This window comes from Streptomyces canarius, assembly GCF_014650735.1.
Lineage (GTDB): Bacteria > Actinomycetota > Actinomycetes > Streptomycetales > Streptomycetaceae > Streptomyces > Streptomyces olivaceoviridis.
Window position 1 is genome coordinate 188,461 of record NZ_BMVN01000016.1, and the last position, 13,630, is coordinate 202,090.

Annotated in this window: 10 protein-coding genes; 9 read left to right on the forward strand and 1 reads right to left on the reverse strand. The window is 72.2% G+C overall.

Annotated features, from left to right (window positions below):
• A complete protein-coding gene (locus IE294_RS23430) occupies positions 1-1,341 on the forward strand; it encodes an esterase-like activity of phytase family protein (RefSeq protein WP_189889178.1) in 1,341 nt (446 codons plus the stop codon).
• Between the two features lie 63 nt (positions 1,342-1,404).
• Here the strand turns inward: IE294_RS23430 and xylA are convergent, their stop codons facing one another.
• Positions 1,405-2,571 carry a xylose isomerase gene (xylA, locus tag IE294_RS23435; protein WP_058079594.1) on the reverse strand — a complete coding sequence of 389 codons (1,167 nt, stop codon included), beginning with the start codon at positions 2,569-2,571 and terminating at the stop codon, positions 1,405-1,407.
• Positions 2,572-2,729: 158 nt separating this feature from the next.
• On the opposite strand from xylA, the gene xylB reads away from it, so the two are divergent.
• The 8 genes from xylB to IE294_RS23475 all read left to right on the forward strand — a co-directional run.
• Complete coding sequence (gene xylB, locus IE294_RS23440) at positions 2,730-4,175, forward strand: xylulokinase (RefSeq protein WP_189889180.1); 1,446 nt, start codon at positions 2,730-2,732, stop codon at positions 4,173-4,175.
• A gap of 53 nt (positions 4,176-4,228) precedes the next feature.
• Positions 4,229-5,437: an ROK family transcriptional regulator gene (locus IE294_RS23445; protein ID WP_189889182.1), complete on the forward strand. Its 1,209-nt coding sequence runs from the start codon at positions 4,229-4,231 to the stop codon at positions 5,435-5,437.
• Positions 5,438-6,238: 801 nt separating this feature from the next.
• A complete protein-coding gene (locus IE294_RS23450; RefSeq protein ID WP_189889184.1) occupies positions 6,239-7,723 on the forward strand; it encodes an APC family permease in 1,485 nt (494 codons plus the stop codon).
• A gap of 79 nt (positions 7,724-7,802) precedes the next feature.
• Positions 7,803-8,816 carry an acetamidase/formamidase family protein gene (locus IE294_RS23455; protein WP_189889186.1) on the forward strand — a complete coding sequence of 338 codons (1,014 nt, stop codon included), beginning with the start codon at positions 7,803-7,805 and terminating at the stop codon, positions 8,814-8,816.
• Positions 8,817-8,896: 80 nt separating this feature from the next.
• Positions 8,897-9,496 carry an N-acetylmuramoyl-L-alanine amidase gene (locus IE294_RS23460; protein WP_189889214.1) on the forward strand — a complete coding sequence of 200 codons (600 nt, stop codon included), beginning with the start codon at positions 8,897-8,899 and terminating at the stop codon, positions 9,494-9,496.
• A gap of 186 nt (positions 9,497-9,682) precedes the next feature.
• Entirely contained in the window at positions 9,683-10,990 is a 1,308-nt protein-coding gene (locus IE294_RS23465; protein WP_189889188.1) for a GAF domain-containing protein, read from the forward strand.
• Positions 10,991-11,045: 55 nt separating this feature from the next.
• Positions 11,046-12,569 carry an acetaldehyde dehydrogenase ExaC gene (exaC, locus tag IE294_RS23470; RefSeq protein WP_189889190.1) on the forward strand — a complete coding sequence of 508 codons (1,524 nt, stop codon included), beginning with the start codon at positions 11,046-11,048 and terminating at the stop codon, positions 12,567-12,569.
• A 404-nt stretch (positions 12,570-12,973) separates the two neighbouring features.
• Positions 12,974-13,630, forward strand: a 657-nt coding sequence (locus IE294_RS23475) for an IS110 family transposase (protein WP_189889216.1), incomplete at its 3' end; no start/stop codon positions are given.

The window sequence follows — 13,630 nt, forward strand, 5'->3', positions numbered from 1 at the left end:
ATGTCCTCGCATGCCGCCGGCCAGCGCCGCGTCCACCGTTCCGTCGCCACGGGCCTTCCCCTGGCCCTGGCCGCCGTCCTCGTCGCGGCGGGGACGGCCACCGCGGCGCCGTCCGGGGACGCCCGCGTGATCCGCACGGCGGCCCTCGGCGAGATCCCGCTCGGCGCGTTCGGCAACGCGCTGCTGCCCGGCAGCGTGGCCGACGACCACGGGATCAAGCTCGGCGGCATCGGCAGCGACATCTACCCGGCCGACCGCAAGGCTGAGTACTGGACGGTGACCGACCGCGGCCCCAACGGTCAGATCAAGGTGGACGGCAAGAAGCGCCGCACCTTCCCCGTGCCGGGATTCGATCCCGCGATCGTGAAGATCCGGGTCTCCGGGGACACGATCAAGGTGATCGACGCGATACCGCTGACCACCTCCTCCGGGAAGGCCGTCACCGGACTGCCCGACCAGAAGGGCCGGGACGAGGCGCCGTACACCTACGACGCGCAGACGCCGCTCTCCTACGACCCGAACGGCCTCGACACCGAGGGCATCGTTCGGGCCGGTGACGGCGGTTTCTGGCTCGTGGACGAGTACGGGCCCTCCCTCGTGCACGTCTCCGCGCGCGGGAAGGTCCTCGCGCGCTACGTGCCCAAGGGGCTCGGTCTGACGGGCGCGGACTACCCGGTGGTGGAGGCGCTGCCGTCGATCTTGTTGCACCGCAAGGTCAACCGCGGGTTCGAGGGGCTGGCGCAGCTTCCCGGCGGTGATCTGGTGATGGCCCTCCAGAGCCCGTTGTCGCTGCCGGACGCGGACGCCGGGGACGCCTCGCGCACCACCCGCCTGCTGCGCTTCTCACCCCGCGAGGAGGCCGTCACGGCCGAGTACGCCTACCGCTTCGACCCGGTGGACGTGGTGGACCCGAGCGAGGACGACACCTCCGAGCTGAAGATCTCCTCGGTGGTCGCGGTCGGCGGTGACCGGCTGCTGGTCGAGGAGCGCACGGACAGGTCCGCCCGGCTTCAGCTGGTCAGCCTCGGGCGCACGTCGGACATCCTCGGCGGTCCCTGGGACGACGACACCACGGCTCCGTCGCTGGAGCAGCTGGACGATCCCGCGGCGCGGGGCGTGCCGGTGCTGGCCAAGCGCCTGGTGGTCGACCTGGGCAGGGTCGCGGGGGTGCCCGGGAAGATCGAAGGCATCGCGCGCGTGGATCACGACACGCTCGCGCTCGTCAACGACAACGACTTCGGGATGACCGACGGGACGGGCGCGTTCGACGCCCAGGGCCGCCTGGTCGACAGCGGCGTCAAGACGACCGTGACGTACGTCCGGCTTCCCAAGGGCCGCTGACACCGGCCTCGCGGCCGGGGGGCCGGAGTGAGCCGCTGCCGCTCGCCCCGGCCCTCCTCCGTTTCAGCCCCGCGCGCCCAGCAGGTGGTCCATCGCCAGCTGGTCGAGGCGTTCGAAGGCCATGCCGCGCGCGGCGGCGGCCTCCACGTCGAAGTCCTCGAAGGCCGCGCGGTCGGCGAGCAGGTCCTCCAGGCCGTCGGCCGCGGTCGGCTGGGCCAGCTGGTCCAGGCGCGAGGCGCGCAGCGCCTCCTGCACCTCGGGGTCGGCGCGGAAGGCTGCCGCGCGCTCCTTCAGGATGAGGTAGTTGCGCATGCAGCCCGCCGCCGAGGCCCACACGCCGTCGAGGTCCTCGGTCCGCGGCGGCTTGAAGTCGAAGTGGCGCGGCCCTTCGTAGCCGGCGCTCTCCAGGAGGTCGACCAGCCAGAAGGCGGACCGCAGGTCGCCCGCGCCGAACCGCAGGTCCTGGTCGTACTTGATGCCGGACTGGCCGTTGAGGTCGATGTGGAAGAGCTTCCCGGCCCACAGGGCCTGCGCGATGCCGTGCGGGAAGTTCAGGCCGGCCATCTGCTCGTGGCCTACCTCGGGGTTGACGCCGTAGAGTTCGGGCCGCTCCAGCCGCTCGATGAAGGCCAGCGCGTGCCCGACGGTGGGCAGCAGGATGTCGCCGCGGGGCTCGTTCGGCTTGGGCTCGATGGCGAAGCGGAGGTCGTAGCCCTGTGAGGTGACGTACTCGCCGAGGAGGTCGAAGGCCTCCTTCATGCGGTCCAGGGCGGAGCGCACGTCCTTGGCCGCGCCGGACTCGGCGCCCTCGCGGCCACCCCAGGCGACGTACGTCTTCGCGCCCAGCTCGGCCGCCAGGTCGATGTTGCGGATCGTCTTGCGGAGGGCGTAGCGGCGCACGTCGCGGTCGTTGGCGGTGAAGGCGCCGTCCTTGAAAACGGGGTGCGTGAAGAGGTTCGTGGTGGCCATCGGGACGGTCATGCCGGTGGCGTCCAGGGCCTGGCGGAACCGCTTGATGTGGGACTCGCGCTCGGTATCCGACGAACCGAAGGGGATCAGGTCGTCGTCGTGGAAGGTCACGCCGTGGGCACCGAGTTCCGCCAGGCGCTGCACCGTCTCGACCGGGTCGAGGGCGCGGCGGGTGGCGTCACCGAACGGGTCCCTTCCCTGCCAGCCGACGGTCCAGAGTCCGAACGTGAACCTGTCCTCGGGGGTGGGCTGGTAGCTCATGCCGCGGCTCCTTGCTGCGTTGCGACTATTTCGTCATGGCGGTTTACAAATTAGTATGCCGACGCACCTCTGGGAAGAGACAAGATGTCTTCGACAGCAAGGTGTCTTCGAAACCACACACCGCACGTCCCGCGGAGCCGCGGAAGAGGGAGAGCCCGATGTCAGCAGCCGAGGGTCCGCTCGTCGTCGGAGTGGACACGTCCACCCAGTCCACGAAGGCACTGGTCGTCGACGCGGCCACCGGTCAGGTGGTGGCGAGCGGCCAGGCACCGCACACGGTGTCGTCCGGCGCCGGCCGGGAGAGCGATCCGCGCCAGTGGTGGGACGCGCTGTGCGAGGCGCTGCGCCAGTGCGGTGACGCGGCGCACGAGGCGGCGGCGGTGTCGATCGGCGGCCAGCAGCACGGCCTGGTCACCTTGGACGAACGCGGCGAGCCGGTGCGTCCGGCGCTGCTCTGGAACGACGTCCGCTCGGCGCCGCAGGCCGGCCGCCTGGTGGAGGAGCTGGGCGGGCCGAAGGCCTGGGCGGAGCGCACCGGCAGCGTACCCGGGGCGTCCTTCACGGTCACCAAGTGGGCGTGGCTCGCCGAGCACGAGCCGGAGGCGGTCCGCGCGACCCGGGCGGTACGGCTCCCCCACGACTACCTCACCGAGCGCCTGACCGGGCAGGGCACGACCGACCGCGGCGACGCCTCCGGCACCGGCTGGTGGGCGTCCGGAACGGAGGCGTACGACGAGGAGACCCTCGCGCACGTCGGCCTGGACCCGGCGCTGCTGCCCCGGGTGGTACGGCCCGGCGAGGTGGCCGGCACCGTGCGCGACAGCCACGATCTGCCGTTCTCGAAGGGCACGCTGGTGGCCCCGGGCACCGGCGACAACGCGGCGGCGGCCCTGGGCCTGGGCCTGCGGCCCGGCACGCCGGTGCTGAGCCTCGGAACGTCCGGCACGGTGTACGCCGTCTCCCGGCGCCGCCCCACCGATCCGACCGGGACGGTGGCGGGCTTCGCCGACGCGCGCGGGGACTGGCTGCCCCTGGCCTGCACCCTGAACTGCACCCTCGCGGTGGACCGTGTCGCGGACCTGGTGGGCCTGGACCGCGAGGCGGTGGAGTCCGGCGGCTCCGTGACCCTGCTGCCGTACCTGGACGGCGAGCGCACCCCGAACCTGCCGCACGCCTCCGGAGTACTGCACGGCCTGCGGCACGACACCACCGCGGGTCAGCTTCTCCAGGCCGCGTACGACGGCGCGGTGCACGCGCTGCTCGGGGCACTCGACCTGGTCCTCGACGAGGACGCGGACCGCGACGCCCCGCTGCTCCTGATCGGCGGCGGGGCCCGCGGGGCGGCCTGGCAGCAGACCGTGCGCCGGCTCTCGGGGCGGCCCGTCCAGGTCCCGGAGGCCAGGGAACTGGTCGCCCTGGGCGCGGCGGCACAAGCGGCCGGACTGCTGACCGGTGAGGATCCCGCGGCGGTCGCTCGCCGCTGGAACACGGCCGCGGGCCCCGTGCTGGAGGCCGTGGAACGGGACCGGACGACGCTGGACCGGATCACCGGGGTACTCTCCGACGCGGCCCCGCTGCTGAAGCGGGGGACGGACACCGAGTGACCGGAGCCGCCCGCGACCAGCCGGGCGGCAGACACCCGAGGATTGACGGAGGCATGACCGCACCGCTGCACGAGGCCCGCCCACCGGGCGCCGGGCGCGCCCTGCCGGACACCCAGCAGGGCATGCGCCGACGCAACCTCGCCCGGGTGCTGCACGCCGTGAGCGCCGAGGGCTCGCTGTCCCGGGCGGCGGTCGCCTCCCGGATCGGACTGACGCGGGCCGCGGTGTCGACCCTGGTGGACGAGCTGATCCGCTGGGGTCTGCTGGAGGAACTGGGCCCCGAGCGGCCGGGGCGGGTGGGCCGGCCCGGGTCGGCGCTCGCGGTGAGCGGCCGGGGGCCCGCGGGGATCGGAGCCGAGATCGGCGTCGACCACCTCGCGGTGTGCGCGGTCGACCTGCGGGGCGAGGTCCGCGCGCGGGCGGTCCGGCGCGGCGCCAACCGGGGCCGGGCCCCCGGACCGGTGATCGAGGAATTGACGGCGCTGATCCACCAGGTCGTCGCGGAGGCGGAACGCGCGGAACTCTGGCCCGCCGGGCTCGCCGTCGCCGTGCCCGGCCTGGTGGCCAGGGACGGGCGGACGGTCGTACGGGCCCCGAACCTCGACTGGCACGACCTCGACCTCGCCCCCCTGCTGCCTGCCCACGGGCCGCTGACCGTGGACAACGAGGCCAACTTCGGCGCGCTGGCCGAACTGTGGCTCGGTGCCGGTACGCCGGGCGACTTCCTGCACGTGTCGGCCGAGATCGGCATCGGCGCGGCGGTCGTCGTGGACGGCCGGCTGCTGCGCGGCACCCGGGGCTTCGCGGGCGAGCTGGGCCACGTGCCCGTACGGCCGGACGGTCCCGCCTGCCCGTGCGGCAGCCGGGGGTGCCTGGAGCAGTACGCGGGCGAGGAAGCGGTTCTGCGCGCGGCCGGTCTTGAGCCGCGGGACGACCGGGTGGGCCTGCTCGCCGAGCGCGCCGACGCGGGCGACGAGAGGGTACGGGCCGCGCTGCGGGACGCCGGTACGGCCCTCGGTATCGCCCTGACCGGAGCGGTGAACCTGCTCGACCCCGAGACGGTGGTCCTGGGCGGCGCCCTGGCCGAGCTGTCCCCCTGGCTGCTGCCGTCACTGGACACGGAGCTGAAGGGCCGTACGGCCGGCCCGGCCTGCCCGGTGACGGTCTCCCCACTGGGCCCGCAGGGCCCCCTGCTGGGCGCCGCGCACTCGGTCGTCCGAGCGGTACTGGACGATCCGGCGGTGGTGGCGGAACGATCCTGACGCGGCTCGGCGCGTGCCGGGGACCACGACCGCGGGAGGTCGGGTCACCGACTGGGTGCCACGCGGGATGGATCAAGTCTCTGCCACGGGCGCTGCTCGCCTCGTGCGTGCCGATGCCGGACGAGCAGGGGCGCGTCTGCTGCCGCGCTACGGTCCGGGGCGCCCGACGCCGGGTAGTGGCTGCCCGGCGGGATGCCGGGCCACGGTGAGGATCCCTGGTCGGCAGTTCGTCGAGCGAGAACGACCCGTGCCGATCGTGCTCCGCCCTCAGCCGCACCGGGGTGTCGGCGGCCGGCGTGCCGCCGTGGAAGAAGCAGTCGAGGACCGGCTGCACGGGGCCGCGCGCGGCAGGGGTGCGGTGTGTCTGCGGGAGGGGGGCGGCACCGCGAGGGACGTGACACCGGTTGTCGGCCTTTACCGGCGCCCGTGAGGCGCGGCTGTCGGGCGCCCGGTACGGAATCCGCCGCCGCGAGCGACCGTGACGGACCGGGCGCCGAGCCTTTGGTGCTGGAAACCAGGCGTCCGGCTTCCAGCACCGGCCACGCGTCTGGTTTCCCGCACCGGCTGTGACGTGCCAGGCACCCCCGCTCACCGCCAGAAATCACCCGATCGAGTGAGCAAGTTGTCCACAAGCCGTGACTCGTCCACGGAACCGTGGCACACCCTTCTGCCCAACCCGCCCGAGTCGTACCGTGATTCACGCGAGGCGCAGCCGACGGATCGTCACCGACCGGTGGGCGCCGACGAAATGAGGAGCGCACAGTCGGTGGTGGCGGCGGACTGACACGTATCGGGGGACACATGCACGGGGAGACGAAGGGGACGCTGCGGCGCGACGCCATCGGGCTGCGCGAGGTCCTGTTCCAAAGCATCACGGCGATGGCGCCGGCCGCCGCGGTGGCGGCGTCGATTCCGTCGGGCGCCGCCTTCGCGGGCGGCAGCCTCCCGCTCGCGGTGCTCGTGGCCCTGGTGGCCTGTCTGTTCACCGCCTCCTGCGTGGCCGAGCTGGCGCGGGAGCTGCCCGCGGCGGGCTCCGTGGCGACGTACGCGGCGAGGGGCCTGCACCCGGCGGTCGGCTTCCTCGTCGGGTGGGCCTACGTCTTCGTGGAGATGCTGGTGCCACCCCTGCTGCTCCTCCAACTGGGCTTCACGACGGCGGGCACGCTGCACGCCGAGTGGTCGGCGTACCCGGCGGACCTGTGGTGGCCGTGGGCGCTGGCGGGTGCCGGGGTGATCGCCGTCTCCGGTTACCTCGGCGTCCGCGCCTCCGCCCGCTTCGGCACCGTCCTCGGCGTCTTCGAGGTCCTCGTCCTCCTCGTGTTCGCCGTGCTGCTCATCGCCAAGGCGGGCAGCGCCAACACCCTGTCGGTGTTCGGTACGTCGCACACCGCCGACGGGTACGCAGGAGCCGCCGGGGTGTTCGCCGGGTCCGTCTACACGGTGCTGGCCTTCGCCGGGTTCGAGGCGGCGGCGCCGCTCGCCGAGGAGACCCGCGACCCGCGGCGGACCATGCACCGCGCGGTCCTCGGAGCGGCCGTGGGCATCGGGCTGTTCTACGTCCTCACGACGTACGCGATGACCGTCTGGTTCGGCCCCGACCGCTTCGCGGAGTTCGGCGCCTCGGGCGAGGCGTCCTGGGAGGGCGTCGCCCGGGCCTCCTTCGGTCTCTTCTGGGTGCTGGTGTTCCTCGCGGTGGTCAACTCCACGATCGCGAACGCCAACGCGAGCGCGAACGTCTCGACGCGCACGGCCTTCGCCCTCGCCCGTGTCCGCGTCCTGCCCGGCCTGCTCGCCACGCTCCATCCCCGGTACCGCTCCCCCGTGGGCGGCATCGCCCTGCAAACCGTCGTGGCGGTCGCGGCGGTGCTGGGGCTCGGCTTCGCCTACGGCCCGGTGACCGCGTTCCTGCTGCTCGCCACGGTGATCGTCACGGTCGTCGTCGGTGTCTACATCGTCGTGAACCTCTCCTGCGCCGGTCATTTCCTTCGCTCCGGCCGGGCTGCCGTCAAACCGGTGCGGCACCTGCTGTTCCCGGTGCTGGGCATCGCCGCGTTCGTCCCCGCCCTGCTGACGGCCGCCGGCCTCCCGGTGTTCGACTTCGTGACGGAACTGACGCCACCGGTGTCCTACGCCGGTCCGGTCGTCGGCGCGTGGATGGCCGTGGGTGTGGTCGTGCTGCTCGTGCTCATACGACGGCACCCCGAGCGCATAGCCGAGACCGCGCGCGTGCACCTCGACGCGGACGACCCCGGCGCCGGCCGCATGGACGGATCCGTGCCGAGCTGACCACGCGTCACGTGGCGCCACAGCCACGCCCGCCCGCATCCCCGTCCCGGGATCGCCCTCAGAAGGGAGTCACGCCACGATGACCGACCCCCGGATCCTCACCGTGCGCCCCGAACCGGACCAGTACGCCTGGACGTTCGGCGGAGCGGCGCCCCTGGCACGCATCGCGCCCGGCACGGTCCTCGACCTCTACACGGAGGACTGCTTCGCGGGCCGGGTCCGCTCCGAGAAGGACCTGGTGTCCGAGGTCTGCGAGTTCCCCTACCTCAATCCGCAGACCGGCCCCTTCCACATCGAGGGCGCCGAGCCCGGTGACACCGTGGCCGTGCACTTCGTCTCGATCGAACCGGCCCGCGACTGGGCGGCGTCCACGACGGTCCCCCTCTTCGGCGCGCTGACCTCCACGCACACGACGGCCGCCCTTCAGCCACCGCTGCCGGAGCAGGTGTGGATCTGGCAACTGGACCGGGCCCGGAGAACGGCCCTGTTCCAGGCGCGGGACAGCGACCTCCAGGTGGAGCTGCCCATGGACCCGATGCACGGCACGGTGGGCGTGGCGCCCGCCAACCTGGAGGTGCGCTCGGCCCTGGTGCCGGACGCCCACGGCGGCAACATGGACACCCCTGAGATGCGGGCCGGCGTCACCTGCTTCCTGGGCGTCAACATCGACGGTGCCCTGCTCAGCCTCGGCGACGGGCATGCCCGGCAGGGCGAGGGCGAGACCTGCGGCGTGGCCGTGGAGTGCGCGATGAACACGGTGGTGGTCGTCGACCTCCTCAAGGACGTCGCCACACCGTGGCCCCGGCTGGAGTCGGACACGCACATCATCTCGACCGGCTCGGCCCGGCCGCTGGAGGACGCTTTCCGGATATCCCAGCTCGACCTGGTGCGGTGGCTGGTGCGCGACTACGGGTTCAGTGAGCTGGACGCGTACCAATTCGCAACCCAGGTGGTCGAATCACCGTTGGCCAACGTGTGCGACACGAACTACACGTGCGTGGCCAAGCTCCGCAAGGAGTGGCTGCCCGCGCGGGAGACGTACCGCGGTGTGCACGCCCGGCTGCGGGAGACCGCGCGGGCCCTGCGCCGCTGACGTCCCCGTCGTACCCCGACACCCGAAAGCCTGCCGAACGGCATTCCCCGAGGCATCCCGAAAGGCATCCCGCCATGGACATGGACCGAGCCAGACCCCGGCTCAGCCGGCGCCGGCTGCTCAAGGGCGCGGCACTCGCCGCCGTCCCCTACGCGCTGCTTCCCGAACCACGGGCCGGTGCGCAGAGCGCGGCCGTCGACTATCCGCCCGCCGAGTGGCAGGCGGCCAGCAGCTCCAACTACACGGTGGCCGACCGCCCCGGTGACTACACCGTCGACCGAGTGATCATCCACGTCACGCAGGAGACGTACACCGACACGTTGGCGATCTTCGGCAACCCGCAGAAGAAGGTCTCCGCCCACTATGTGGTCCGCTCGGCGGACGGGCACGTCGCCCAGTGCGTCCGCGAGGCGGACATCGCCTGGCACGCGGGCAACTGGAGCTACAACACGCGCAGCATCGGCATCGAGCACGAGGGCTGGATCGACCAGCCCGCCTACTTCACCGACGCCCTCTACGAGGAGTCGGCGAAGCTCACGGCGGCGATCTGCGCCAAGTACCGCATCCCCCGGGACAGGGAGCACATCATCGGCCACTACCAGGTGCCCGGCACCGACCACACCGACCCGGGGCCGAACTGGGACTGGGTGCGGTACATCAAAATGGTCAACTTCGCCTAGCCGGAGGCGGAGCCGCCGTCGCACCGGTTGTCCGCGCGAACACCCTGGGTGACGATGGTCCCGGCCACCGTAGCAGCCGCTGTGCCACCGCCGAGGCCGCCACAGCACCGCCCGGAGCCGCCGTACCCCGCATCACCGTCCGTACCGCACCGCATCACCACCGTTCCACCGTCCGGGGAGGCCGAGTTGACCGATTCGTGGGTTGCCCTGGAGCCGGGGACCGACCCCGCCGAGCGCGTCCGGTTGCTGCGCCAGGCACACGAGACGTTCACCTCGATGGGGACGGTGCCGCGCCCGGTGCGGTCGGTGGTGGCGGAGTCGTGGCGGCGCAGCGCGCGGGCCGGTGTCGGGCCGGACGGCGCCGCCAAGGTGGAGCTGACCGACGGCGATCTCGGCGCCTATCGCGCGGAGCATCCGCTGTCCCGGGTGATGCCCCTGTTCCGGGAGTTGATGGGCACCTTCGCGGCCGATGGCGAGCATCTGCTGGCGGTGTGCGACGCGCACGGCAGACTGCTGTGGGTGGAGGGGCACACGGCGACCCGGCGCCGCGCGGACCGGATGAACTTCGTGCCCGGTGCCCGGTGGTCGGAGAGCGCGGTCGGCACCAACGCGCCGGGCACCGCGGTCGCCGTGGACCGGCCCGTGCAGGTGTTCGCCGCCGAGCACTTCATACGGCAGGTGCAGCCGTGGACCTGTGCCGCCGCTCCGGTGCACGATCCACGCACCGGACGGGTCCTGGGGGCCGTGGACATCACCGGCGGGGACGGGCTCGCCCATCCGCACAGCCTCGGCTTCGTGCAGGCGGTGGCGCGGGCCGCCGAGGCGCAGCTCGCCCTGCTCGCCCCGCCGCGCGCCGCCGAGGAGGGGCCGCTGCTGAGCGCGCTCGGCCGGGACGAGGCCGAACTCATCCTGGACGGACGCCGGATCAGGCTCAGCCGTCGGCACAGCGAGATCCTCGTGCTGCTGTCCCAGCACCCCGAGGGCCTGAGCGGCGACGAGCTGCTGTGCGCGCTGTACGCGGACGAGTCGGTGACCCCGGTGACACTGCGGGCCGAGCTGGCGCGCCTGCGCAGACTGCTGGGGCCGGGGCTGCTCGCCTCGCGGCCGTACCGGCTGACGGCCGCGGTCGAGTCGGACGCCACCGTGGTCGAGCGGCGGCTGGAGACGGGTGCGCTGACCGCGGCGGCGGAGGCGTACACCGGCCCACTGCTGCCCGGATCCCAGGCCCCGGCGATCGTCCGGCTGCGGGAGCGGCTCGCCGGCGGGCTGCGCACGGCGCTGATCGCGCACGGCGACCCCGATCTGCTGGCGGACTGGGCACACACGCCGTGGGGTGAGGACGACCTGGAGACGTGGCGGGCGCTCGCCGCCGTACGCCCGACGGCACCGGTCCGGGCCCGGCTCGCCGCGCTGGAGGCCGAACTGGTGGCACCGGCCGGCCGGGCACGGGCGCGGGCCCGCGGCGCAACGTACTTGCAACGTCCGTGTGTCTAGCCTCGCGCCGAGAGCTGCCCAACGGCGGGCAGCGCTGCACCGGGAGGCAACCAGGATGACTCGTTACGCGGCGCCGGGCACCGAAGGATCGATCGTCTCCTATCAGGCGCGCTACGACCACTACATCGGCGGCTCCTATGTGCCGCCGGCGCGCGGGCAGTACTTCGAGAACCCGTCACCGGTCAACGGTCAGCCGTTCACGGAGATCGCGCGCGGTACCGCGGAGGACGTCGAGCGGGCGCTGGACGCGGCACACGAGGCGGCGCCCGGGTGGGGTCGTACGCCGGTCGCGGAGCGCTCCGACATCCTGCTGAAGATCGCCGACCGGATGGAGGCCCACCTGGAGCCGCTGGCGGTGGCCGAGAGCTGGGAGAACGGCAAGCCGGTCCGGGAGACGCTGGCCGCCGACATCCCCCTGGCGATCGACCACTTCCGCTACTTCGCCGGGGCGATCCGGGCGCAGGAGGGTTCGCTGGGCGAGCTGGACGACGACACGGTGGCGTACCACTTCCACGAGCCGCTCGGTGTCGTCGCGCAGATCATCCCGTGGAACTTCCCGATCCTGATGGCGACCTGGAAGCTCGCGCCGGCGCTCGCCGCGGGCAACGCGGTCGTCCTCAAGCCGGCCGAGCAGACCCCGGCCTCCATCCACTACTGGCTGAGCCTGGTGGCGGACCTGCTGCCGCCGGGTGTGCTGAACATCGTCAACGGCTTCGGTGTGGAGGCGGGCAAGCCGCTGGCGTCGAGCCCGCGGGTGGCGAAGGTCGCGTTCACCGGGGAGACCACGACCGGGCGGCTGATCATGCAGTACGCCTCGGAGAACATCAAGCCGGTCACCCTGGAACTCGGCGGCAAGTCGCCGAACATCTTCTTCGACGACGTGTGGGCGCACGACGACGACTTCCGCGACAAGGCGCTCGAAGGCTTCACGATGTTCGCGCTCAACCAGGGCGAGGTCTGCACGTGCCCGTCCCGGGCGCTGATCCAGCGCGGTCACTACGCGGAGTTCCTGGAGGCGGCCGTCGAACGCACCCGGCGCATCAAGCCGGGCCACCCGCTGGACACCGACACCATGATCGGCGCGCAGGCCTCCAACGACCAGCTGGAGAAGATCCTCTCCTACCTGGACATCGGCCGCCAGGAGGGCGCGAAGATCCTCACGGGCGGTGAACGCTTCGAGCACGAGGGCGAGTTGAAGGGCGGGTACTACGTCCAGCCGACCATCTTCGAGGGCGACAACCGCATGCGGATCTTCCAGGAGGAGATCTTCGGCCCGGTCGTCTCGGTGGCCTCCTTCGACGACTTCGACGACGCGATCAAAATCGCCAACGACACGCTGTACGGCCTGGGCGCGGGCGTGTGGACCCGGGACATGAACACCGCCTACCGCGCGGGCCGCGCGATCCAGGCCGGCCGCGTGTGGACCAACTGCTACCACGCCTATCCCGCGCACGCGGCGTTCGGTGGCTACAAGCAGTCGGGGATCGGCCGTGAGACGCACAAGATGATGCTGGAGCACTACCAGCAGACGAAGAACCTCCTGGTGTCGTACTCACCGAAGAAGCTGGGCTTCTTCTAGACGCAGGGAGACGCAGGGAAAGGGCGCCTGACCAAGGAAGATGTCCGTCAGGCGCCCTTGTCGGACGTACCCGTACTCCCGGCAGCGGCTTCTCCCGGCGTCGACGCCATCGAGCTGCTCGGCGCGGCCTACCTGGTCCACCTCGGGATCCGGGCAGTCCTGGCCCCCCCATTACCTTCTTGGTGGCCCCGCAATGGGGCGCCCGGCCTCCGGAGTTGGCATGACTTTCTCCCCCTGTCGAGCACATGGCCTGGGGGGGTGGTGCCACCGGCTCCGGAGGCATCGACAGACCGCTGATTAGGGGCATGACCACCGACCTTTCCGCAGGTCGGGAGGCTCTTCGTAATGTGGATGTGGCGATCGGTGCCGTGGGACGGCCGGGCGGGGACGACCAGAGGACGCACGTGATCGACGTCAGCGACATCGGCGCCTTCCTCGGCCTGGACGTCGGCAAAGGCGAACACCACGCCACTGCCGTCACCCCGGCCGGGAGGAAAGCCTTCGACAAGCGGCTGCCCAACAGCGAACCCAGGCTCCGCGAGGTCTTCGGGAAACTGCAGGCCAAGCACGGGACCGTGCTCGTCGTGGTCGACCAGCCAGCCTCCATCGGAGCCCTGCCGCTGGCGGTGGCCCGGGACATGGGCTGCCCAGTCGCCTATCTGCCCGGACTGACGATGCGGCGGATCGCCGATCTCTATCCCGGCGAGGCCAAGACCGACGCCCGCGACGCCTTCGTCATCGCCGATGCCGCCCGCGTCATGCCGCACACTCTCCGCTCGGTCGAACTCACCGACGAAACCATCGCCGAGCTCGAGCTGATCGTCGGCTTCGACGACGACCTGGCCGGCGAAGCAACCCGCATCAGCAACCGCCTCCGAGGACTGTTGACCCAGATTCATCCGGCGCTGGAACGAGTCCTGGGTCCGAGAATGCAGCACCCAGCCGTGCTCAAGCTCCTCGACCAGTTCGGCTCCCCCGCCCAGATCCGCAAGGCCGGACGCCGCAGGCTCGTGACCCTGATACGTCCGAAGGCACCGCGGATGGCCGAACGGCTGGTCGAG